Origin of the sequence: Ruegeria haliotis, from assembly GCF_013377785.1 — a bacterium.
Taxonomy (GTDB): Bacteria; Pseudomonadota; Alphaproteobacteria; order Rhodobacterales; family Rhodobacteraceae; genus Ruegeria; species Ruegeria haliotis.
In genome coordinates, this window is record NZ_JABXWT010000024.1 from 1 (window position 1) to 23,445 (window position 23,445).

Annotated in this window: 22 protein-coding genes and 2 pseudogenes; 10 read left to right on the plus strand and 14 right to left on the minus strand. The window is 56.1% G+C overall.

All coding sequences use genetic code 11. The annotated features are described in order from the left end of the window. Positions 1 to 377 precede the first annotated feature (377 nt). Positions 378 to 1,400: a permease gene (locus HW561_RS21475; protein WP_176867405.1), complete on the minus strand. Its 1,023-nt coding sequence runs from the start codon at positions 1,398 to 1,400 to the stop codon at positions 378 to 380. A gap of 85 nt (positions 1,401 to 1,485) precedes the next feature. Here HW561_RS21475 and HW561_RS24080 point away from each other — a divergent pair, with 85 nt between their 5' ends. The 7 genes and pseudogenes from HW561_RS24080 (at position 1,486) to HW561_RS21505 (ending at position 6,399) form a co-directional block, all read left to right on the plus strand. Continuing rightward, positions 1,486 to 1,872, plus strand: a complete 387-nt coding sequence (locus HW561_RS24080) for a LysR family transcriptional regulator (RefSeq protein ID WP_235963025.1) — start codon at positions 1,486 to 1,488, stop codon at positions 1,870 to 1,872. Continuing rightward, positions 1,770 to 2,342: a LysR substrate-binding domain-containing protein gene (locus HW561_RS21480; protein ID WP_235963026.1), complete on the plus strand. Its 573-nt coding sequence runs from the start codon at positions 1,770 to 1,772 to the stop codon at positions 2,340 to 2,342. Before HW561_RS24080 ends, HW561_RS21480 begins: the two co-directional genes overlap by 103 nt. A 205-nt stretch (positions 2,343 to 2,547) precedes the next feature. Then, positions 2,548 to 3,112, plus strand: a pseudogene (locus tag HW561_RS21485) (tyrosine-type recombinase/integrase). A 243-nt stretch (positions 3,113 to 3,355) separates the two neighbouring features. Then, positions 3,356 to 3,742: a hypothetical protein gene (locus tag HW561_RS21490; protein ID WP_235963027.1), complete on the plus strand. Its 387-nt coding sequence runs from the start codon at positions 3,356 to 3,358 to the stop codon at positions 3,740 to 3,742. Then, complete coding sequence (locus tag HW561_RS21495; RefSeq protein WP_176867406.1) at positions 3,739 to 4,281, plus strand: hypothetical protein; 543 nt, start codon at positions 3,739 to 3,741, stop codon at positions 4,279 to 4,281. Before HW561_RS21490 ends, HW561_RS21495 begins: the two co-directional genes overlap by 4 nt. Beyond that, complete coding sequence (gene sigJ / locus HW561_RS21500) at positions 4,278 to 5,153, plus strand: RNA polymerase sigma factor SigJ (RefSeq protein ID WP_176867407.1); 876 nt, start codon at positions 4,278 to 4,280, stop codon at positions 5,151 to 5,153. Before HW561_RS21495 ends, sigJ begins: the two co-directional genes overlap by 4 nt. 490 nt (positions 5,154 to 5,643) lie before the next feature. After that, complete coding sequence (locus HW561_RS21505; RefSeq protein WP_176867438.1) at positions 5,644 to 6,399, plus strand: SDR family oxidoreductase; 756 nt, start codon at positions 5,644 to 5,646, stop codon at positions 6,397 to 6,399. A gap of 65 nt (positions 6,400 to 6,464) precedes the next feature. Here HW561_RS21505 and HW561_RS21510 read toward each other — a convergent pair whose 3' ends face one another. The 9 genes and pseudogenes from HW561_RS21510 to HW561_RS21550 form a co-directional block, all read right to left on the minus strand. After that, positions 6,465 to 6,854: a GFA family protein gene (locus HW561_RS21510; RefSeq protein ID WP_176867408.1), complete on the minus strand. Its 390-nt coding sequence runs from the start codon at positions 6,852 to 6,854 to the stop codon at positions 6,465 to 6,467. 294 nt (positions 6,855 to 7,148) lie between these two features. Then, a pseudogene (locus HW561_RS21515) lies at positions 7,149 to 8,239 on the minus strand (aminotransferase class I/II-fold pyridoxal phosphate-dependent enzyme); the annotation flags it as partial. 160 nt (positions 8,240 to 8,399) lie between these two features. After that, positions 8,400 to 9,002, minus strand: a complete 603-nt coding sequence (locus HW561_RS21520) for a glutathione S-transferase N-terminal domain-containing protein (protein WP_176867409.1) — start codon at positions 9,000 to 9,002, stop codon at positions 8,400 to 8,402. Then, on the minus strand, positions 8,999 to 9,397 hold the full coding sequence (locus HW561_RS23750) for a cupin domain-containing protein (RefSeq protein ID WP_211198729.1): 399 nt from the start codon (positions 9,395 to 9,397) through the stop codon (positions 8,999 to 9,001). Before HW561_RS23750 ends, HW561_RS21520 begins: the two co-directional genes overlap by 4 nt. Before the next feature lie 246 nt (positions 9,398 to 9,643). Further along, positions 9,644 to 10,366: a hypothetical protein gene (locus HW561_RS21530; RefSeq protein ID WP_176867411.1), complete on the minus strand. Its 723-nt coding sequence runs from the start codon at positions 10,364 to 10,366 to the stop codon at positions 9,644 to 9,646. Between the two features lie 106 nt (positions 10,367 to 10,472). Further along, complete coding sequence (locus HW561_RS21535; RefSeq protein WP_235963028.1) at positions 10,473 to 12,017, minus strand: cytochrome-c peroxidase; 1,545 nt, start codon at positions 12,015 to 12,017, stop codon at positions 10,473 to 10,475. A gap of 43 nt (positions 12,018 to 12,060) precedes the next feature. Continuing rightward, positions 12,061 to 12,273 carry a DUF1127 domain-containing protein gene (locus HW561_RS21540; RefSeq protein ID WP_176867412.1) on the minus strand — a complete coding sequence of 71 codons (213 nt, stop codon included), beginning with the start codon at positions 12,271 to 12,273 and terminating at the stop codon, positions 12,061 to 12,063. Further along, a complete protein-coding gene (locus tag HW561_RS21545) occupies positions 12,270 to 13,490 on the minus strand; it encodes a flavin-containing monooxygenase (RefSeq protein ID WP_176867413.1) in 1,221 nt (406 codons plus the stop codon). Before HW561_RS21545 ends, HW561_RS21540 begins: the two co-directional genes overlap by 4 nt. A gap of 50 nt (positions 13,491 to 13,540) precedes the next feature. Then, complete coding sequence (locus HW561_RS21550; RefSeq protein WP_176867414.1) at positions 13,541 to 14,473, minus strand: homocysteine S-methyltransferase family protein; 933 nt, start codon at positions 14,471 to 14,473, stop codon at positions 13,541 to 13,543. Between the two features lie 168 nt (positions 14,474 to 14,641). Between HW561_RS21550 and HW561_RS21555 the strand changes: the two genes are divergently transcribed. Further along, on the plus strand, positions 14,642 to 15,676 hold the full coding sequence (locus HW561_RS21555; protein WP_176867415.1) for a GlxA family transcriptional regulator: 1,035 nt from the start codon (positions 14,642 to 14,644) through the stop codon (positions 15,674 to 15,676). A 125-nt stretch (positions 15,677 to 15,801) separates the two neighbouring features. On the opposite strand, the gene HW561_RS21560 is transcribed toward HW561_RS21555, so the two are convergent. The 4 genes from HW561_RS21560 to HW561_RS21575 all read right to left on the minus strand — a co-directional run bounded on the left by HW561_RS21560 (position 15,802) and on the right by HW561_RS21575 (position 20,476). Beyond that, the gene (locus HW561_RS21560) at positions 15,802 to 17,079 is read right to left on the minus strand and encodes a tetratricopeptide repeat protein (protein ID WP_176867416.1); all 1,278 of its coding nucleotides are present in this window, start codon (positions 17,077 to 17,079) and stop codon (positions 15,802 to 15,804) included. Positions 17,080 to 17,480: 401 nt separating this feature from the next. Then, entirely contained in the window at positions 17,481 to 18,044 is a 564-nt protein-coding gene (locus HW561_RS21565) for a TRAP transporter small permease (RefSeq protein WP_176867417.1), read from the minus strand. Between the two features lie 14 nt (positions 18,045 to 18,058). Next, a complete protein-coding gene (locus tag HW561_RS21570) occupies positions 18,059 to 19,348 on the minus strand; it encodes a TRAP transporter large permease (RefSeq protein WP_176867418.1) in 1,290 nt (429 codons plus the stop codon). An 87-nt stretch (positions 19,349 to 19,435) separates the two neighbouring features. Beyond that, complete coding sequence (locus HW561_RS21575; protein WP_176867419.1) at positions 19,436 to 20,476, minus strand: TRAP transporter substrate-binding protein; 1,041 nt, start codon at positions 20,474 to 20,476, stop codon at positions 19,436 to 19,438. 185 nt (positions 20,477 to 20,661) lie between these two features. On the opposite strand from HW561_RS21575, the gene pdxR reads away from it, so the two are divergent. Together pdxR and HW561_RS21585 are read left to right on the plus strand one after the other, a co-directional pair. Then, the gene (pdxR, locus tag HW561_RS21580) at positions 20,662 to 22,110 is read left to right on the plus strand and encodes a MocR-like pyridoxine biosynthesis transcription factor PdxR (protein WP_235963031.1); all 1,449 of its coding nucleotides are present in this window, start codon (positions 20,662 to 20,664) and stop codon (positions 22,108 to 22,110) included. A 148-nt stretch (positions 22,111 to 22,258) separates the two neighbouring features. Next, positions 22,259 to 23,431 (plus strand): epoxide hydrolase family protein, encoded by a 1,173-nt coding sequence (locus HW561_RS21585; RefSeq protein ID WP_176867421.1) that lies wholly within the window; start codon positions 22,259 to 22,261, stop codon positions 23,429 to 23,431. Positions 23,432 to 23,445 lie beyond the last annotated feature (14 nt).

The following is a 23,445-nucleotide window of genomic DNA, read 5'->3' on the forward strand; positions in this document are numbered from 1 at the left end:
ACGTACTTGTCCCATAATGCTTCCTTCCATTTCAACGAATGGATCGCACCATCAAACCTTGGGATCAAACACCTAGGATGACGGGCATCGACCGTCAATTCCGTCGCCGATATTGAAGTTGGCCCGAGCAGACATATTGCCCCTTCTATCTGGGCTCCTAACCGACTTGCGGCGTCGCGCGTAAGGATTCGTGCAGCGAGACTAGCAGCCATCAAGGTCGGCCCATTCCTGCCGTTGGCTAGGGGGTCAAGATGCTGTAATGCGACCCGTCAGAGCTGCCGTTCGCTGTAACTGCTAAACTTGGTGATGGGCAAATTCACAGTTCGCGGGACAAACCTGCCGGTTGCTGAACGTCTGCTTCCCGTTAACGCTGAATCTCAGACGATCCACCCAAAGACATACCCCGCCCCGAGCGACCCCAGAACTGCAAGCAACATATAGAGCATGAACGGTTTCAATTTGAGAACTGGTACAATGGCCATCGCGCCCCAAATGCTGACCACGCCGCCCGAGACGAGGAATGCCATCGCCGCGCCTTCGGACATGCCGTTGTCGATCAACCCTCGTGTCAGAGGGAGCGCAGCGTAACCGTCAATATAAGCTGGAGCACCGACGAAGACTGCGGCGGGTATTGCCCACCATTTGTCTTCGCCAACAAATGTTGCCAGTGCGCCCGGCGTCAGTGCGGCGTTCAGGGCATACTCGGCGGCAAACGCCGGGATCAGGCAGATCAGGATCAGCCGCGTGGTCGCCCAGAACTGTCTGCTGAAAGAATGCCTTCGTGCCTCAGACCGCCATACCCATGGATCAAAGGGTTGATCCTTGCCGCATCGTGCGGCACTCAGTTGGCGCGCAAGACCATTATCTCGAAGCGCGCTCTTTGCCCAAGGTGTCTTGGCGAATAGCCCTGTGACCGCGCCCCCGAATATGCCTAATCCGAAAGCTGCAAGTGTTTTGCCGATCGTAAAGCTCAAACCCAGTGTCGCGGCTGTTGTCGCGAGCATCGCCGGATCAGTTATTGGGGAGGACAGCCAGAATGCCATGATCGGAGCGAGCGGTACGCCCGCAGCCAGCAATCCGGCCATCAAAGGCAGCACGGTCACACCGCATACGGGCGTGATGGCTCCAGTGAGCGAGGCCGCCAGAACCGTTCTCAGTGTCCTGCCCTGGAAGGCACCAGCGATGTGGGTATCCGCGCCGCTTGCGATGATCCAGGCTGCAAGCACGATGCCCGGAATGACGATGGGGGCCACGACAATCAGGCCCCATAGGACAAACTTTGCTGCGTTTGCGGCGTGTTCCGGCCAGGCAAGACAGACGCCTGCCAGCAGCAGCAAAGACACGCCCCACACCAGGGGTTTCCGGTTAGATGGTCGGTTGGCAGCTGTCTGATCTGACATGGGATACTCCTCTGACCTTGAAAAATAGTGCGGCACAAGGCATCTGTGAAACGCATAGCTTCAATTTCCGGTATTGGAAAAACAGATGGAAAATCTGGATAGCGATCTTCTGCGAACCTTCGTCGCTGTGGCTGATGCCGGAAGCGTCACGGACGGTGCTGCCCGCATCCACCGGTCGCAATCTGCGACAAGTCTTCAGATCAAGCGCCTTGAAGCGATCCTGGGTCAGCCGGTCTTTGACAGGCATGGTCGCGGGGTGGTCCTGAGCGACACGGGACGAAAGCTCTTTCCAGTCGCGCAGGAGGTGACGGCGCGTCTCGACGCGGCACTACGAGAGATTTCACAGAACACAGTAAGGGCAAACTGCGTTTGGGCATACCCGACGATCACGGGCGCGCCAGACTTGCGGCGATCATTGCGACCTTTGCCCGTCAACATCCGAAAGTCGAACTGGATGTCACCTGCGCCTTGAGTACAAGTTTTCCAGAAGCCCTCGATAAGGGGTCGCTGGACCTTGCGGTCTATGAGGTCGAAAGCCCGTCCAGCCACGAGGAGGTTGTTTATGAAGACCCGACATGTTGGGTGTCGTCGGCGCACCGGCACTTTCGGGCCGATGAAAGCCTTCCAGTGGCCTTGTTCGATCATGCGTGCTGGTGGCGCGACGCGGCGGTCATTTCATTGCAAGCCCGTGGACAGCCATATCGCGTTGTCTACTCCAGCCAAAGCGTCTCTGGTGTGATTGCAGCAGTAGAAGCCGGGATCGCAGTGGGTCTGCTCGGTCGCTCCTCGCTGCACGGCGGCTTATCTGTGGTGAACGATGCATTGGGCCTCGGAAACACGCCTGCCTCCAAGCTGGTGATGGCCTCCAGCAAGCCGAAAGAACAGGGGCCTCAGGACGCTATGAAGGAGGCGATCCGAGCCGCATTTATGGCCAAGCCATAAAAAGCTGACTTTCGCTGCGCTCTGTCGAATGGGCAGGTCGGACTCGGTTCCTGACGTCGGAGGCGGCGCGGCATCCTGTGGTATGACGTCTGTGTCAACGTCGGGTTGTCGTTTTGGGAGGGCATGGCGGATCGGAGGATCAGTCATGGAAATACCAAACTTACCTGCCATTCGCGCACTTCGGCCAGCCTGAAACAAGGGCCGCATCGTCGGTCAGAAGCGGCCACTGAAACCTAAGCATGTCTGGGCAATCCGGGTGCGGCTTGAATTGGCAGAGAACCATCGTGATCTTGCTCTGTTCAATATGGCAATCGACAGCAAGCTTCGCGGCTGCGACCTTGTGAAGATAAAAGTTGTGGATGTGATGGCGTCTGGCCAGATCAAGGAACGTGCTGCAGAGCAAGACGCAGAAGCCAGTCCGGTTTGAGATATCGGAAGGCACCCGCGCATCCGTCGAGAAATGGATGGAAGACGAACTGATGATCGGATCAGAGTATCTTTGGCCGGGCCGTTTTCATGAGCGCCTTCACATATCGACACGCCAGTATGCGCGGATTGTTCGGGACTGGGTCACGTCGATCGGATTGGAAGCCAGTGCATATGGCACGCATTCGATGCGGCGCACGAAAGTCACTCAGATCTACAAGAAGACTGGCAACCTTCGCGCCGTTCAGCTTCTGTTGGGGCACACAAAGATGGACAGTACGGTCAGGTATCTTGGTGTTGAACTTGAGGATGCTTTGGCCATTTCTGAAGCCATTGAAATCTAACATCTCTGGGCCGCCTACACCGGCGGCCCAAACCAGACTCTCATCGTTCCAGTTCGAGCTGCATTGCGGCTTCACCGAACCGGCCATTCGACGCAACGGCAAAACCTTGGGCCACGCAAACTCACAATCTTCGGGACAAAACGCAACATAGCGGTGGCTGCTCCAGTGGCTGTTATTCTGATGCTCGTCACAAATTCTGAGTCCTGATCGTCTTATCTCTGAAACCTCAAATTTGGAGATATGATGCGAAGAAAAGTTTTGATCGGAGTGGGAGGGATTTCAGTTCTGACAGCCGCCTATATGTGGACCGCCACGCAGCATTGGTATCACTCGGTTCCGGGGGTCGCATACACAGGGCCATTGAACTTTCATTTTGCGAAGGATGTCGCCCTTGCCTATCTGTCAAGCGGGGCGGCTTTGATCTGGGCTGGTATCAAACATGACAAATCAGCCGGAATTTGCGGTGCGTCCTGGCTCGTCTTACATGCGCTGTTTCATGTTTGGATCTGGCTTCATCGTGGCACTCCGGCGGACCTGGTTGCGCTCACCAACCTGATAGGGATCCAGATACCCGCTTTTGCCGGGTTCATTTCCGCGCTCACCCTGAAGTCAGAAAGGGCAACACCATGATCCGCACGCTTCTAAAAATGGGCTTTCAGCGGTTCGGATCGCGATACAATTACGATACGGGCTACATGAGACATATCGCTGATACTTCGGCATCGGCGGGGCTACGACTGTCTATGCTACCGTTTTACAGCCAATTTCGTGGTCCTAACGACGCCCAAAACGTCTGGGCTGGCGCAATGCTTGGATCGACGTTGGACGGTGACTGCGGGCCATGTGTCCAACTGATCGTCGATATGGCGCTTGAGGCAGGCGTTCCAAGGGACAAACTCACACTTTGCCTTCAAGGCGAAGCGATGGCGGCAGGGGATGTCGGCCTTGGTTTCCGGTTTGCCCAAGCGGCCATTGCAAATGACCCCGAACTGGACGGTCTACGAAAGGAAATTGAATCGCGTTTTGGCACAGCGGCGGTCATGGCGGTATCTTTTGCTGCATCAAGCGGACGAATATACCCTGTTTTGAAACGTGGCCTTGGCTTCGGTCAAACCTGTAGCCGCGTGAATGTCGAGGGTGAGGTAATAACGGTATCGCATCTATCATGAACATGGTCGCGGACATATTTGAAGCGGAACGCCCAAAGCTGACATCACTGTGCTATCGCATGTTGGGTGAGCGAGCGGGTGCAGAGGACGCTGTACAAAACACATGGCTGAAATGGTCAGCAACCGACACGACCCAGATTGACAACCCGGCGGCCTGGCTGCGCCGGGTCGCTACGAATATCGCAATCGACACGTTGCGTTCCGCGCATCGCCAACGCGAGGTCTATGTCGGCCCCTGGCTTCCTGAACCCCTGATTCAAGGTGAATCGCAAGAGCCTGTGCATCCGTTTGAGCTTGCCCAGGAATGCGAGCTGGCATTGCTGTGGGCCATGGAACGGCTCACTGAACGAGAGCGTGCGGCATTCATTCTGCGAGAGGCGTTCGACGCCAGCTATTCGGATATTGCAGACACCCTTGGCGCAACCGAAGTCGCCTGTCGCCAACTTGTCAGCCGCTCGCAAAAGAAGTTGCAGGACTCAGGCCCCCGTTTCGATACAACTCCGGAAGAAGTCGCGGACTTGAGCCAACGCTTCTTCATGGCGATCATGGCCGAAGACTTTGACGCCGCTCTGTCATTGCTGACACCCAATTCTGCAGCAGTGTCTGACGGCGGGGCGAAAAGACGCGCAGCGCGGCGCCCATTGAAAGGTGGCAGCGAGATTTTGCAGGTGTTCCGGGCTTTGTACGAAAAAGCACGCCATGAACCGGGCTGGACGACCCGGATTGCAACAGTGAATACCAAACCCGCCTTGTTGCGCTATCAATTCGGGCGGCTGGACTCCGTCACAACGCTTGCACCCGATGAAAATGGGAAAATAGCCTGGCTATACATCATGAGAAATCCAGACAAACTTGGGGTGGTCGAGCAATAGAGAAGTCGCGACAGCGGTCATTGGCTGCGCAGCGGAAGTCAGTCAAAATGGGCTCACCGCCGTCTTCGAAGGCTGCGCTGCATCAGCTGGAACAGTCCGAGCTGTCCCCGCGGTGGACGGCCCAATTCCGCCGTTCGGCTCCCCTTGTCGGCGCTGCGGCGCAGTCCGTCAAACCGGACTTTGATCGATCGCGCAACATTTTCGCAGAGGCAATGACTGGGTCGCGGGACACAGCTACCTTTTGCCGCACCGAGCCTTGAAGTCTGACCCAGCCGCTTAAGTCGAAGTAAGAAACCCCCGGTCAAACTGCACGGTAGGCACCCGCGCAGGTCTCCTGCCATCATGTCGTGTCCGCCCGGCCCGCTGCACCTCCCGACCCGTTTCTTGCGTATTGGACCCCGCACCCAAACCAGTAGCAGGAAACGGGTCGTTTGGAATGCAGGCGACCCGATAGACCCATGGTCATGCAAAATAGTGGAAAGGCATGACTATGGAACTGAAAGACAAGACTGTCATCGTGACCGGCGCAAGCAGTGGCATCGGGGCAGCGGCGGCACTACTCTTCGCAGCCGAAGGCGCCAACGTCATCCTCGGAGCGCGGCGGCAGGCCGAACTGGACCAGCTGGTCGGACAGATCACGCAAAGCAATGGTCAAGCGGTCTGTCTTGCCGGGGATGTCACTGATGAAGCTTACTCGAAGGCCTTGGTGACACTGGCGTTGGAGACATACGACGCGGTTGATGGTGCCTTCAACAATGCGGGTATCATGGGCGACATGGGCCCGGTTTCCACGATGAGCATTGCGAACTGGAACGCGGTGATTGCGGCGAACCTGACCAGTGCGTTTTACGCCGCTAAAGCCCAGGTCCCAGTCATGGCCGCGCAGGGAAAAGGGGCGATCGTCTTCACCAGTTCCTTCGTCGGGTTCAGCAATGGGGGAATGTCGGGAATGGCCGCTTATGCCGCTTCCAAGGCAGGGATGATCGGCTTCACGCAGGCATTGGCCTCGGAACATGCAGGCGACGGAATCCGCGTCAATGCCGTGCTCCCTGGGGGAACGATGACGGCGATGGCTGGCGACGACCCGGACACACATGCGTTCATCGCCAACCTGCATCCGGTAAAGCGCCTGGCCGAGCCAAAGGAGATTGCCCAGTCGGCGCTCTACCTTTTGTCGGACCGGTCGAGTTTCGTAACCGGGACGCCACTCGTCGCCGATGGCGGCATGTCGGTCCGGCTGCTCTGAGATCTTGCCGTTGGCCCCCTGTGGCCAACGGCCCATCCATGCCGTGATACAGGTCCGGATCAGGACTAGGGATGCCCTACCGACTGCGGGGCGTCATCGCAGATGTCATACCAGTGCGGTTTCTCGGACACAAATTCGTGGAACTGGTTCCTGAGACCAAACTTCGTATCGAGCGCATTTGCGGCGATCGGGAAACTGGCGTCCTCAGAAAGGATTTCACCGAGCGACGTGCCGCAGACCTTGCAGAAACACCGGCCGTATTTATAGGGCGGCGCGGGTCGGTAAAGCGCCACATGCTCCTTACCCTGAAGCCAGTTCAGGTCTTCCTTCTTCACGAAGACGATTGTACTGGCACCAGCCTTGCGGCAGCGCGAGCAATGACATGTGCCCATCATTGACGGTTCGGACGCCAGTTCAAATCTCACCGCACCACAACAACAACTTCCCTGAATCATGCAGCGGTTCCTTCATGTCGGACAGGTGACCCAAAAGAGAACAATAAGAGAACTTTAGCGCAGATACAACCTCGAAGGACCACCCGTTGGCATACCAACGGAAGGCAGAAAGTCCAAAATGTGCCCATAGGCGCGGGCCGGCCCATAGCCGACTTTGACCACAGGTTCTGATTGCTGCGGTGCGGCCCGTCGAAGCTGCCATTCGCTGCTGCTGCATGATCGACGGCAGAGCGAATTCACACCCCGCAGACAAGGCGGCCAATTGCTTCCAGAAAGCCAATGGCCGTTTTATTGTCAATGTACGAAGTGTAACTTTGAGAATTTCTTGCGCCAGGCTGAAACTTCCCCAGCAATGGACTCGCCGCTTAGGCCGCGCTGGATCAACTGCGCCAAATTGTCTGCATCTCGGGATGTGAGGCCCCACCGAACCAATTCAGGGGTGCCAATCCGCAGGCCGTTCATGTCCCCGTCGACCTCAGATACAGGCAGGCCTATACCGCACGCCAGAAACCCTTTTTGCGTAGCAGTTTCGATGCGGTTTGACCGCCGCCAAAGGGCGCGGCCAAAACAGCGAACTGATGGGAGTTGGTAAACCCATTTGCGCCAGCAAAGACAGGAACTCCTTGCGCATCCAATGCCACTGCCAATGCTTGCGACATGCCGATCATTTCCTGTGCATAGGCCTGGCCAAAGTCTTTCCAGTCCAGCATGGAAACGGCCAACGCAGCTGTCTTTGCCGCATCGAAATTCGCTGTCATACCGGGGAATGCAATGGCATCAAGGGCCTGGGCAATCTCGGCATCATTTGTAACGATTAACCCTCCCGCCGGGCCGCCGAGGCTTTTGTAAGTGCTCATCGTCATGAAGTGGGCACCCTCGGTCAAAGGGTTCGACCACGCCCGACCTGCAATAATCCCGCATTGATGGGCCGCGTCAAACATAACCTTCGCCCCAACCTCATCTGCGATAGAGCGTACATCGGCCACAGGGTGTTCAAACAGGTTCAGACTGCCTCCGATGGTGATCAGCTTGGGGCGTTTTGACAGAGCTAAAGCCCGCAACTGGTCCAAATCGACAGTATATCCATTGGCGTTAACGGGTGCCTCGATGATTTGCAGATGGTAGAGACCTGCACAACCCGCCACATGGTGGGTTACATGCCCGCCAATCGAAGCCGGCGGTGCAATGATTGTGTCACCGGGTTTGCACGTCGCCATAAACCCATAGAGGTTGGCAATCGCCCCGGACGGGACCCGCACCTCTGCAAATTGAGCGTCAAAGACTTCGGCACAAAGCTGCGCGGCGATTACTTCGATCTCTTCAATCGCTTCCAGCCCCATTTCGTACTTGTCGCCGGGATACCCCAATGATGGTCGCGAACCGATAATCTTGAACCTTTTAGGATCTTCGAGACCGATATCAATTTAGATGTGGGCGCCTGCAATGGAGATCGTTCCGTTGCAGGCTACCTCCTCTGATCGATAGTCCACAGGCCCTTTGAGTCTGATCAATTTGCGCCCTGTTCCAATTTGAGGTCTGAGTTCATTAACGGATGTCTGAAGCCAGCGCGTCCTGGACGAATCCAAGCGACTCGATCCGCGTTGCGTGAGCCTGAATGGCCGGCCAGTCCCGGACGCATAGACCAGAGTCACCCATCCACCGAGACGTGACATACAAATAATAATCCGCAGCCGTATGCGTATCGGCGCACAGAGAACTTTGCCCAGACAATTTTTGTTCGGCCATGGATAGTCGACTTTCCAAGTGGCGTTGTCCTGGCGCCAGGAACTCCTGCGGAGTACCGCGCCGAAACAAAGGACTGAAGCTCTTGTGGATTTCGGTCCCCACAAAAGCCAACCACATCATGGCCTCTTGTCGTTTGTGCGTCCCCCGTACACCCAGCAGGCCCGCCTCGGGTGCAACAAAATCGATCCAATCGATGATAGCGATGACTTCTGTCAGACATCTTCCGTCACTCAATTGTAAAGCCGGAACATAAGCCCTTGGATTGATCCGGCTATAATCTGAGCCGTCGCGCAACCGTCGTGTGACATAGTCGACCTCGATCAGTTCAAACCGTATTTTTGCCGCACGCAGTGCAATGTTGATGACAAGCGAACAGGCATCGGGGAAGTAGTACAGCCTCATTGAACAAACGCTTCTTCAGTCGGTGGTTCTTTCAGTACAACAAGGGCAAGGTCATAGGGTCCATCGTTCACCTCAAACATGCGGTGCCCCTTACCGATTAGATCACAGGCCAGAAACTGATCCCCTGCCTGCAAAACCCGTGTATCCATGTCGCTTGTCTGAATGCGGACTGCACCCCGAAGAACTGTCCCGAGAACAATTTCAGGTGCGGTGTGCCAGTCGTCAATATAACCAGCGGGATGATGCATCATCAGCACCCCCTCAGCCTTCATTTGAGGAGTGGTTGCGTATCCTGCAGGTGATGGCAGTGTGAAACTGCCCTCCTCAAGGCTCCAGTCATGATCTGAAAACCGCGATCCGAAATTATCATCTTGGTTTATGCGGATGACTTTCATAGCAAGGTCTTTCTTTGGTTGGTGGTAATGTTGAAAGCCGCGTTGCCAATGCCAAAGCACCCCTTTTCCAATCGACGCGCAATCTGCACGGTCAGCGCCCGGATTTGCCAAGCGCCAAAGTCTATTATCGCGTCCCAAACGAAGTTGGGTGGACAAGACGCGATGGTTCTGGGGTCTATTAACATGGGGAGAACTCTCGTGCTTGGTTGGGTCTGGGCAAGTACGAAACCTGCCCAATCCTTGACCTCACAGGCCAGTGCGTTCGGGCAGCGCTACATACATCTGAACATGTGTAACGGTTGAAAACTCTCCGGGAAGTGGGCCATAGGTCTGACCATCAGAATGCCAAGCCAACCCCAGATCAGCAGCCAGGTGCTCTCCGCTCAATTGCAGGCAAGGCGAAATGGTGCGCTCAAAATCAGCTGACCCGTCACCATTCGCGACAAAGGTATTCTCTGAGCCGTCGCGCGCGCCAAAGGGCAGATCATATGTTCCGATGAACGGGTCGGTCGGTGGCCACACCATGAAATCATGCCAGATAGTGTAGACTCCACCGGGCACGAGGTTTTCAAAGGCCAGATCAACGGTTCCAACCCCATTGCTACAGGTGTATGTCCCGCTTCCCTTTGCCGCGAACCAATCGCCGAGCGTGAGGCCAAGCGGTCGACCCTTTGGATAGGGGCCGGTATCGGATGTGTCCAAAAAGTTGTGCTTTACCTCAATACCCGGCGCATAGAGCGGAACATCCATGTCACGGGTCGCAGCTGTGGGGCGGAACACCTCACCCGAGCCGGGGACCTTTTCATAAAAAACATCCTGCTCGGCCATGCCGTCGTCAATGTGGAAGATGAACGTCAGCGACATGCTTTCTGCGGCGTCATAGCTGACTTTGATATCATCCTGGGCGTTCGATTGAGTTGCCATGGTCACGGCCAGAACGGCAACACTGGTCAATGGAAAGGGTCTCATGTCATTGGTCCTTTGGTTAGATTTGGGCATATGTGCCCGGGGAACCGACCCCGATGCAGAGCCGGAATTCTGATAACTGGTTTCATACGGCGCAGGTTCTAAGGCGCTAGCCGCCGGGCTCGAGCGGTGTTGGCTGCGGTTCCAAACCCGACGGAACAGTTTGGGGAATGAGCGCGGAACGATCCTTGGCGGTCGGGTCCGTCAAAGAATCCAGGAAGGCCATAAGCTCAGCGATCTGGGGCTCTTCCAGCTGCACCGGTGCCAGCGTGTTTGCGTTCGCAATCCGCTCCCGCAACTCAGCTGCGCCGTGCACCCAGCGGTCGCGCAAGTCAAATGCAGAACGACGCTCGGGATTAAGTGGACGAAAGATCAACTCTGATCCATCTCCAGTTTTCTCGATGATCTGGTCAAGCTCCGGTAACGACACGGTATCAGCATCAAAAGCTTCAAGAGAAGCGACACTGTCCAAATGGTGGCGCACCATCGCCTCCAGATCATCAAATGCACCGTCATGCCCCCAGGGGCCTGTCAGCGAGACATTGCGCAGGCTGGGCGTGCGGAATGCAAATAAATCGTCCATTTTAAAGGTGACGCGGTAGCGCCCCTCGTCCTCTGTGTGCAAACCAAAACCCGATGCGCGCCAATAGCTCGTATCCCCACCATGCCCCTTGCCCGGGCCAATTTGAGGAACGGCAATGGCATGGAAATCGTGATCCGTCAGCAATGCACCGGAATGGCAGTCTGCGCAGCCAGCTTTGCCATAAAACAGATCCGCACCTTTGCGTGCTGTGTGAGAAAGGGCTGTGTGATCGCCTGCGATGAATTGATCAAACGCGGTTTGGTTGGAGCGAAAAGCCACCGACTGAAACGCAGCCAGTGCGTTTGCGGCCTGCACCATTGTGACTTCATTATCTTCGGGAATAGCCGCGCGAAACAGGGTGCGATATTGCGGCTGGTCGGCCAACCGTTCGGCTAGCAAATTCCAGGCGTCTGTTATACGATCTTCTGCAACGGCGGTGGCGACCGGATTCTCACCCTTTTGCCCGGCCATTTCTGAGGCCGAGAGCACCGGAAACATCGCCTGCGCGGCCAATACACTGTCCAGACCAACGGGCAGATGTTCGCGAGCCGGGCTCCAGAACCCGCTGTCAAATGTTGCAAGCGGGTCAGGTTCTACCCGCCCGTCATGGAACATCGAACGATATTCTTTTGCGCCAATGTTCCATAGAGCCTGCGCGTTGCGTGGGATGCGTTCGGTAACCCCGTCTGCAGTCCGGCGCTTATCGCCGAAACCTGTTCCTCCTTCGCCAATCGACAGAGCGATACCATCGCTGGTGCCGCGTGCCGGGTCATGACAGGTGCCACAAGAAATATTGCGATTGCCTGACAGGATCGGATCAAAAAATAGATTCCGCCCCAACTCGACCAGCTCTGCTTTCGGCTTGCCGTCATACAGAAAGTCACTGTCCCCCAAGGCTGAAGGCAAAAGGGACGACAATGCGCTTTCCGGTTGGGCATGCACCGAGTCCAATGTGCCAACAATCAAGAGTGCCGTTCCGGTTGCAGCAGGTAGAACCCGCGCGGGCAAGGAAGCCAGTGAACTCGTCCTTCCTGCCATCTCGGCTAGTTTCCCTGTCTTGAAAACGGACATTTTAATTTCCTTTGATCAATAGATTTCGAAAATTGCGCGCCTCTCAAAACAGGCGGTGATGGTCTGCAGTGTCCGACTTCAAGTCGCGCAGATGTTCGAGGCCAACGTCCCGCAAGAGATCGGTGGGCAATTGCGCCAGTTTTCGCAGGTCACGTTTGTTCCTTTGGCGTGCGCGCCTCCAGGTAAAGAATTTGGCGGCGTTCATCCTTGCGCGACGTCTGCCACTCAGCCCCTTGGGTTGATCCATCATGGTCATTGAAGAGTTCCTTTCAGAGTAAGCGATTGAGGGGGATCAAGCTGTGCCGCACGCGTTGTCCGTCTCTCATTCGACAGCTGCGAGTTTTGCGCCGAAATGCTGGTCGCAAGGCGAGTTGCACTGACACCGGCGGCATAGAAGAAGCCTTCGAATGACACACCGAACCCTGTGAACCAAAGGCCCGGATTTCGGTTGTCCTTTTGACCAGCCGGGCACAGCGGATACCCACGCTTGTCCAATGCGCCAAGATGTCCAAACAGGTCCTCCAGACCCGTCTGGTAGCCCGTTGCACAGATCACCACGTCAGGATCGACTTTGTGGCCGTCTGCCAGTTCAACAGTGTAGGGTGAGAAGCCGACAGCCTGACCCACGACCTCGAAACGACCCATTTTCAACGCTTTGACAAACCCGTCATCCAGTGCGGGCGTCACCCCATCATTGATCAGGCGTGATCCGCCGCCTTTGCGATGTCGGGGCAATCCATGGCGGCGCAAGTTGCCAAAATTCATCCATTGCATCCCTGCCATCAGCGGATCGAGAGCCCATTTGGGGGTGCGGGAAAACAACCTGGCCATTCTGTGCATCGGATATCCAAATATCCGCGTTGGCAGGATCGAAGGCCCGTTCCGGACAGAGATCCAAACCTGTGCAGGATTGGCCCGCGACAAGTGGTTCAACACATCCGAGCCGGAGTTTCCGGCGCCCACGACAAGCACCTTTTTGCCGTCATAACTGGATGGTTCTTCGAAATCAGCGGCGTGAATAACCTTACCGCCAAACTCATCTAGGCCGGGCCAGATGGGCATGTCGGGCTCTTTTTCGCGCCCGGTTGCAACTATCAGATGAGCGCAGGTATATGTGCCCTTGTTGGTCTCAACCTGCCAACCACCTACAAGACGGTGCACCGACTGGACGCAGGTTTCAAATTGGATATCGGACGCCAATCCAGCCGCATATTCGCTGAGATAATCAACGACCGCATCCCGGGGCAAATACGTGCCGTGATGGCGAGGTTCATGGTGACCTGGGAGACGGGCAAAATGGCGGTGAATGTTCAGCCGCAACTTCGGATGGCGCGCACGCCACGGGTCGGCAACCCGGTCTGAGGCCTCCAGAATCGTGACGGGTATATTGCGGTCACGCAATTCAGTGGCGGCTGCCAAACCGGACAAGCCAGCGCCGATGACAATGGCGGTTATTGAATGAGAATGAGTCATCATAAATCTCCAAAAAAGGGGCGGGTTTAACAGTCGTTTCGAGGCTGATATCAGCGGGTCAATGCGGCACAGATCTGGGCCAGATGCCTGTGATCTGTCCCACAGCATCCACCGACAACACGCATTCCTGGAAGCAGCTGCCTCAATTGCGCGTACTGCGCGCCCAATTCGACCGGATCGCCATCATCAAGCGTTTCACAGCAATCAAGTTCTGCGTGTGACATGCGCGAAGCATTCGCACGCACGCCTCCGATACGCTGCGCCCAATCGGAACCCTCAGGGATCATGGTGCGAAAGTGATCGGGGTGGGCGCAGTTGACCATGTAATATGCGGGCTTTGTTGTGGCCGCGGTATCAACCTGTGTGATGGCGTCTTGCAGCATCTCGCCTGTAGGAAGCCGCCCATCGGTTTCAACCGTAAAGCTGATAACGCAAGGCACACCCAACTCTGCGACGGCATTGGCGACACCAACTGCCTCTGGCACGTTAGTGAGTGTCAGCGCGCTGATCATGTCGACGCCTGCGTGAGCAAGGACCCCAACCTGAAAACCATGGTAAGCCTGCGCTTCCTCGATGGTCATGATGGATTTTGGATCATAACCATCGCCACGTGGACCAATGATGCCATTGATAAGGACATTCAACCCGTGGCCCAACGTGCGGCGCAGTTCCTTGGCATCCTGTACAGCTTGGCAATTCACATGCCGCAGATGATCCAAATCGTGGCCGAGCTCCTGACCCCAATCAGGGTTGGCGCGCCATGTATAAGTGTCCAGTAAGAACCCTGTTCCATTTTGGCGGGCCAGTTCAAAGATCGGGGCAAAGTACTCCTTGAATGCGGCGCGGCCTACCTCCTGCTGTGCCAGTGGGTAGGCCGCAAAGCAGGGCATGTCGAAACCCTTCTCAAACACAAGCCAGGTTTCAAGTCCGGCATCTGTCAGAAATAGCTGATCAGATTGATGCGGCAGTATTGTCGACGTCATATTACGCTCCATTCAGGTCGTTCAGTTTCAACAAGGGACAGATCTGAGAAGACGCTGGATGGCGTTCCACTTGCTCGGACTGTCACATTCAATGCAACTGTATTGCCCGACGAGATCGTGTCGTGATATGTCGACATATGACCAAATCGGTGAATATCGGACATACCCATGCTGGATAAGAAAACCACCTGCCGCACAGCGGTTCTGACCATGCCCTGCGTCGGAACTTCGACAGCCTATTGTATTCTTGATGCTTTGGCGTCTGTGGGACGGGACTGGGAAATGCTACATGGTAATATGCCCAGACCACCTGTTTTTGACGGCGCATTGCTCTCGGTTGATGGTGCGGCTTATGACGACATCAACGGACGACGCATTACACCGGATGGATCGTTGGAAAGCTTTGGAGTACCCGATCTTGTAATCATTCCTGACTTTCATTTTGCGCCAGGTACGGGAACGCCGGAAGAATTTGCGCAATTCATCCCGTGGCTCAGGAAAGCACAAGACGATGGCGCGTTGATCACATCGGTCTGTTCCGGCGCCTACTTGCTGGCCGAGGCCGGAATGCTGAATGGGCTCGATGCCACCAGCCATTGGAGCTTTTGCGACCTACTCGCTCGGCAATACCCCGAAATCAAAATGCGTCGCGAACGTATCCTTATCCCTGCGGGCGAAGGGCATCGGATTGTGACTGCCGGTGGCGCGTCGGCCTGGGGCGATCTGGTGCTTTATCTGATTGGGCGGATTGCAGGCCCGGATGAAGCCCGCCGCATTGCCAAGATTTACTTGCTGCAGCCGCATAGTGAGGGACAGCTGCACTACGCTTCTCTCACCGCAGGCGCTCAAACCGAAGATGCATTGGTTGCGGATGCTCAGGTTTGGGCCGCTGATAACTACGCCCTTGCGACACCAGTTGCCGCGATGGCCGCACGAAGCGGCTTGACAGAACGCAGCCTATTGCGGCGTTTCCGAAAGGCCACGGGCCAAACGCCTGTCGACTATATCCAGACGCTTAGAATTGAGGAAGCAAAGCAGATGCTCGAAACAACCGATCTGCCAATCGACGATATTGCCGAGGAGGTTGGATACACAGAACCGTCGAGTTTCCGGAATGCCTTCCGGCGATATGTTGGGATGCCCGCATCGACTTACCGCAAGAAGCGTTTGTTGTTAATGCCTGTCGGCTCCGAAGGGCAATAGCATGACCCACGGCTACTGATTGGTAATATGGGTCTTTCATCGCCTTCCAAGACAACCGCAGAACGTAGCCCCACAGCGCTGCACATCGGCGCCCGACGGTCATTGGTGTTTTCCAAAACGCCAACTCAACCAAACCCGGCGACAGGAGCGGCTTGGCTAAATATCGGGCGTCGGGACTTGATTGTGCGATGCGCCTCGTCGGCATGGCCCGATTTCAATAGTATATTTAGATAGGTTAGCTCCAACAGGTCGCGTTGCGCCCTGCTCCCGCCGAGGCGCGCATGTTCCGCCATGACCGGCGTCAGATTTTGCAGGGCAGCTGTCCAGTCTTGCCGGGCGATCGCCCCCCAAGCCCTGGCAACCGGGCGCACAAGATCTCCCGCAAATCCCGACTGCGTCTCAGCCAGGACAGCGAGACGATCGCCGTCTCCTGCCATAGCATGTGCCAACGCGCTATGGATGTCAGCAAAACTCATGCCCGGGTTTGGAAAATACCGTGATGCGTAGTCGCTGAGGTCGCTCCAAAGCTCTGGCTCCACGTCGAGACCAGCAATCTCGGCGCGGTACAGCAGCGCTGCTGCGTCGGTCAGGACATTTATGGGCAGCGAATGAGAAGCGGCAGGTGCTATCGAGCTGCTGTAAATTTCCCAAAGTTCCGCCTCATCTTCCTGCTCCAAGGCCCACAACGCGCGATGCCAGCTCAAATGTCCGTGCAAAACGGACCGTTCATCGTAATTCGCGATCCAGTCGGCAAGGTAGGCGCGGCCGATCTCTCCTGCCCCCTGTTCGTAGAGCGTATGCGCTTTGAAATGCGAGGCATTCGCATTGACATTGTTGAGGGCAAGTGAGCGTTCCATCATGGACATCGCCTCATCGAGCTGCCCGACCTCGCAAAGCGCCTGGCCGTGCACGCTCATGATCCACCAATCTTCCCCTAGGGCCTCAAGCAGTTGCGTCGTATAAGCAAGTTGCAGGCTTTCTCGGCCAGGTTCGCCTGACATGCCAATCAAACCAAAAATGTTGGTGCAGATCTGCGCGACCAAAACATCGCGTGAGTAATTTGCAATGTGATCCTGAACTGCGCGTCGTGCCTCAGTCGTGCGTCCTTGAAGTAGCAGTTCGAATACAGCGAGATGAGCCGCCTCACGCTCGGTCAACTGCGTTGCGCAGGCACGGGCCGTCGCCATCGCCTTTTGGGCGCCAGGTATGTCAGTGTCATACATCCGTGCTCTTGCAAGCCCCACAAATCCCAGTGCGAAGCCGGGATCGGCCTCGACAGAGGCGGCAAAGGCATCGCTAGCGCCAAATGTTGCGGCAAGGGTATGATTAACCCCCGTGACATAGGCGTCTCGGGCCTCCAGCACGCTGGTAGTCAATGGCAATCCGTATTGATCGGCTAGCATTTCAGGGTCTCCTATTTTGCCGGCACATCTAACGGTGCGTGCTCAGTTGTCGCTCCAGTAATTTGTGAACATCAAAGCCCAGAAACGGTTTCTTGGATACTCAGAAAATCGAACCATTCAGGAGCGAAGTTAGAAGGTAACGGTTTCTTAGCCTTCAAGACTGAGCATAGCGGCCCTCACAAGATCGGCTTCGTGGCACTGCAGCGTCGCCCTATTTCCTGATCGCTCGGTTTTTAAGAACGGCCCTTTTCCTGCCGTTGGCCCTGTCTTTAGGATACTGCGGTCGCAGCCCACATTGCCGCCATTCGCTGCAAGTGCGAAATTATTAGCGCTCGCGTTCTCTGGAGCATGTATCCCATCAACAGTCACCGCAGCTACACGTTCTCCGCCGTGATTGGACATCATTCGAAGGCATCTAGATCACCTGCTTGACGATATGTGCCTGCCTTCAAACGCAAGCTGTCCTCGACTATAGAAGCAACGGCAGCAACGCAGACGAGAAAGCCGGAAATGGGCACAATCGCGATGGCGAATTTCTTGGGCATGTAGTTTGGCTTGAAAACGATACCGCCGTCCTCCCAGGTGAAATACCACATCTCCCAGTATTTGCCGCCCATGGTCTGCACCGCCTCGATCCCCCAGACGATCATCACGATGCCCAGACAGAAAATCACGGCAGTCCAGAACTGTTGGATGAAGAATGCAGCCTTTCGTGGAAGCCAGTTGTAAATCAGGTCAAGCGCGATGTGGTCCTTGTCCCGCACCGTGAGGGCGAGCGCGAAGAAGACCAGCCAGATGTTGCTTAGCACTGTTAGAAGATCGCCCCAGATTGGTGGGGCCTTGAAGACATAACGCATCACGACCGAGTAGACCGTGAAGGCCACCATCGCCAGAAGCAGCACCGCGCAAAAGGCGGTCAGCGTCTTCTTGACGGCATTGTCGATGAACTTTATGGCGGCAATCATCCAAAGCTCCTTTCTCAACTTGCGAAGCCCAGAGCGCGCGGAAGATACATAGTAATGTCCGGCACGACGATCAGCACGAAAAGCAGCACGAAAAGCGCAACCAGGTAGGGCAGCATGGCGAGGGCGACCTTCTCTAGCCGCACTTCGGCGATGGCGCTCGCAGTGAAGAAGGCAACGCCAACGGGCGGTGTGACCGAACCGATCAGGAAGCCCACCACGACCACCAATGCTGCCTGCACATCCGGGTAGCCCGCCTTGACCATCACGTCCACCAGGACCGGGCCTGCCACGATAATGTTGGCTGCCGAGTCCATCACCATGCCCAGAAGACAGATGAACAGAACCAGAACCAGCGCAAAAATCAGCGGGTTGTAGGTGTAGCTTAGCAACCATAGTTCAAGCTGGCTGATCGCGCCCAGCGAGGTAAGAAGCCAGCTGAACGGGCCAGAAGCCGCGATAATGATGAAGACCATCGCGGAATTACGGAAAGCGCGCACGAACGCGCTCTTGCAATTGGTCCAGGTGATGGTGCGGTAGATAAACAGACCCACGAACAGCGCGATGGTCGCCGTCAACGCACCCGCCTCCACCACACCGGCAATGCCGAAAACGACCGATCCGACCAGAACCACCGGGATCAGAAGGGCAAAGGATGACTTGTACCCGGCAATGGCGATGCCTTTGAGACTGAAGGGCTCCTCGCTGCGCTCGAAGTTTTTCTGACGCGCAATGACGTAGTTGATGATCATCAGAAGCCCGCCGATCATCAGGCCCGGTATGATCCCGCCTGCAAACAATGCGCCAACAGAGATGCCACCCGCATTCGCCAGAACGATCATCATGATCGACGGCGGGATGATCCCGCCAATTGTGGAACTGACTGCGGTGATTGCCGCGGCGAATTCCGGCGGGTATCCCGCCTTTTTCATTCCCGGCACAAGGAGTGACCCGACCGTCGCTGTGTCGGCCACGACCGAGCCGTTCATTCCGGCAAAGAACATGGAAACCAGCACGTTGGCCTGCGCCATGCTGCCGCGCATCCGCCCGATGATCCGCTGGCTCAAATCCACAAGACGATCGGTTATCGTGGCCGAAGTCATAAGCTCGCCGGTCAGCATGAAGAAAGGAATGGCCGTCAGCGGCACCGAGTCGATCGCCTGAAACATCTGGCTGGGGATCAGGATCATCGGGGCAGCGTCGGTGATCAGGATATAGACCACCGGGATCAGGATCATCACGAAGCCAACTGGTGCGCCCAGCATTATCATCACGACCAGGATCGTCAGAAGTGCGACGCTTTCCATTCAATCTATCTCGCTTCAGCTATTGTTATTGAAGGGCGCGGAACCCGACCCCGCGCCCTTGCAAATCTCGACCGTGGTAAGCTCAAATTAGAGCGCGCCGGCCTCTTCCAACTGAGCAATGAAATTGTTCATGCCCTGCTCTTCCAGAACGCGGCGCGCGGTTGCCGGGTCGTAGGTGCCCTTGGCATTAAGCCAGGCGTCGATGGCCCCGGCACGCCAGAGCGTAAGTTCTTCCTCGGTCGGAACATACCAGTTCTTCGCGGTTTCCTTGATGGAAATCTCACCTGCCTCGACCCATTCGCGGTCCAGTTCCTGCACCCTTTGGCCAAACGCTTTCGCTGCCGTATGCAGCCATTCCTTTTCCTGATCGGTCAGCGCATCATACTGACGCTTGTCGATGGAAAGCTGATTGCCTGACCACGACCCACCGATCTCGGTGAAATACGGGGCAACCTCATGCAGCTTGGCCACATGCTGCCAGGGAGTTGCGACATACTGGCCAGAAACAACACCGGTCTGTAGCCCTTGATAGAGTTGCGCCCAGTCATACGGCACGGGAACGGCACCCCAGTTCTTGACCAGCGTGTATTCGATCGGGCTCTTGGTAACGCGCCACTTAAGCCCCTCCATGTCCGCTGGCACCCGTACTGGTCCATTCGCATTGCCCAACTGCCGGAAACCACCCGAAGAATAGACGGTCAGGCAGACATGACCCGCCTCCTCAGCAGCGACCTGACATTGCTTCTCGGCCAACCAATCGGATGAAATCCGGTCCGCATCCTCGATGCTTTTGAAAATGTAAGGCAGATCGAATATTGCAAGCGCCGTTCCGAAATTGCCAAAGTTCGCCGTGGAGCTTGTCCAAAGCGCCAGAAGCCCCTGGTTCGCTTGTTCGCCACATGTCTGTTCGCTGCAAAGTGACTTGCGATAGTGCGGCTCAATCTTCAACTGACCGCCCGACACTTCTTCCAGCGTTGGGATCAGAGCCTGATCAATGGCATCCCCAATCGGCATGCCAATAAAACCCACCGTTCCCAGTTTTAGCACTTTTTCGGCTGCCGCGGATTGCGTGAACAATGCGGTTGCCGACGCAAGACAGACTGCCTTTAGTATTGACGACATTTTCATTGGATCATTCTCCCGTTGAACTTTTCTCTCTTGCTCTCATCATCGACCTGCCCCCGGACCGGTGAAAGTGACAGATTGACTAAAAGCAGGTGACAGATCGCCAGGAGCCTGACAGGCTACTGTACGGAACGTTACAACAATTGGCAAAAGCACTAGATGAGGGGACAGGTTTGAGCTCGACCGCATTGCGATTCATAAAGCTTCCTGAAAATTCTCGTCTCAGTTTACGCGACCAAGTCTGCGAAATTGTCAGTGCAGCAATCATGTCGGATGCGCTGGCCTACGACCGTCCGTTGCCGTCCTGCCGACAGTTGGCAGACCAGCTTGAGGTCTCGAGAAACACCATCTTTGCAGCTTACAATCGTTTGGTGGATCTTGAGTTCTTGGTGTCGCGTGATCGATCAGGCTATTTCGTTCACCCGAAGATGGCCGAGCTGCAAACTGCGCGCGGAAAGGCCAAGGCGGACGATCGCGAGACCCAGGAATGTCCGGTCAACTTCAAGCCCAACAATCTTGAACCGATCATCATGCCTGTGGACTACCGCAGCTATCCCTATCCGTTCATTTACAATCAAACCGATCCGGATCTTTTTCCCGTTGACGGTTGGCGTGAATGCTCCAGACAGGTGCTGGGGCGCGCGCGCATGCCGGCATGGGCCAGCGACGCCGTCGAAAGCGACAGCCCGCAACTATTGCAGCAACTGCGCCAGCGCCTTCTGACTACACGCGGTATCTATGCCGAAGACAACGAAATCCTGATCACGCTCGGCGCGCAAAATGCCCTGTTCATTCTAGGGTCGATCTTCGCGCCTCAGGGCAACCCGGTCGCAATGGAAAACCCTGGCTACTTCGGCGCACGAAATGCCTTTGTGCAGTCCGGCAACACGCTCATCGGGGTCCCGATCGACCAGGAAGGCCTGATCCCATCGGCGATACCCGAGGGCTGTCAACTGGTCTTTACAACTCCCAGCCACCAATTCCCGACGATGGTCACAATGAGCCAAAGCCGTCGTGAAGAGCTGATCAAAACGGCTGTGGAAAAAGACCTTATCATTATCGAAGACGACTATGACGTCGCCATGAACGCCTTCACACAGCCCCCCCTGTCATTGCGGTCACTAGATACAACTGGTCGAGTGATCTATGTCGGCAGCTTGTCAAAAATCGTCTCTAAAGGGCTCCGTATGGGCTTTGTAGTGGCCCATCGCGATATCATCCGTCAGGCACGCATCGCCCGCGGCGTGATGATGCGCCATCCACCAACAATTCTTCAGGAAATCTTGGCGCTGTTTCTTCGTCTTGGTCACTACGACGCGCATGTACAGAGGATCGGCGATCGGTTCAGCGAGCGCTGGCATGCGATGAACGACGCCATCGACACCCATCTTGGCATGATGCAGCGATCCAGGACGGAAGGCAGTACATCCTTCTGGCTGACCGGGCCCGAGGGGTTTGATTCCAGCGCGCTGGCGGAACGGCTGCGCGAAAAAGGAGTTCTGATCGACAAGGGGCAGCGCTACTACATTGGCAACAGCGACAGCAGAAGCTTCCGTCTTGGCTTCGCATATGTGCCCGTATCCAAGTTCCAGTCCGGTGTGAAGCTTATCGCCGACGAGGTTCGCAAACGGTTGTGAGGCCTCCTTGGGATGCAAGCCACCATCTGTCCCTGTGAAATGCGCGCTCTGTCCCTCGCGATCCGTCGATTTCTCAAGTTATCTGAGTTTCACGCCCCCCCTTGCGAGAGGTGTGGGATGATGTCTGTGAGATCAGGGGACCCGACCTTTGAAAGATCAATTAACCTCCAATCCGAATGTGACGCCATTTCATTTTCAGGTGCCCGATGCGGTACTGAATGACATATTGGCCCGCGTTGCCAACTACCCTTGGCACGAGATGCCCGATGACGGCGGTTGGGGCTACGGCACCAACATGGACTACCTGAAAAAGCTCTGTGCCTACTGGGTAGATGGGTTCGACTGGCGTGTTCAAGAGGCGCGCATCAACGAGTTTTCCAACTTCCGCACCCCGGTCGACGGGATCGACATGCACTTTATCTATGAATCCGGGAGCGGCAAAAACCCGATGCCGCTGATGATCAGTCACGGCTGGCCGGGTTCTGTAGCCGAGTTCTTCGAAATCATCGAGCCGCTGGCCCATCCCGAACGCTTTGGCGGCGATACCTCCGATGCCTTTACCGTCATCGCCCCCTCGCTGCCGGGATTCGCGTTCTCGGGTCGCCCGCCCCGCCCCTACGGGCCGCGCAAGATGGCACATGTCATCAACTCCCTGATGACAGAAAAATTGGGTTTTAGTGGCTATCTGGCGCAGGGCGGCGACTGGGGGGGAGCGGTCTGTTCATGGCTGGGCTACGACCATGCCCCCGCCTGTTCTGCGATCCATGTCAACGTTCTGACCATGCGGCACCCGGACGGGCCTCAGACTGCCGAAGAAAGAGCATGGGAAGCGCAATTTGACCATGATCAGATCATGCAGAATGGATATCGTACGCAACAGGCGACGCGACCGCAGACGCTAAGTTACGCCATGATGGACAGCCCCGTGGGCATAGCCGCATGGTTGATCGAGAAGTTCCATGATTGGTCAGATGTGCCGGTGGGTGGCATTGAAAACGCCCATTCAAAAGATGAACTTCTGACCAACATCATGATCTACATCACCACGCGCTGTTTCAATACAGCGTCATGGATATACTACGGACGGCGCGAGGAAGGCGGGCGCATCTTGTCGCCTGAAGGCAAGCGCGTCGAGGTGCCAACTGGCTGTGCCGTTTTTCCCGCCGAAATGCTGCGTTGGCCACCGCGCAGCTATGCGGAGCGCATCTACAACATTCAGCACTGGACCGAAATGCCGCGTGGCGGCCATTTCGCGGCGATGGAAGAGCCGCAGATGCTCTTGAATGACATTCGCAAATTCGCGCGCAGTTTGCGCCGCTGATCCGACGGAGACAG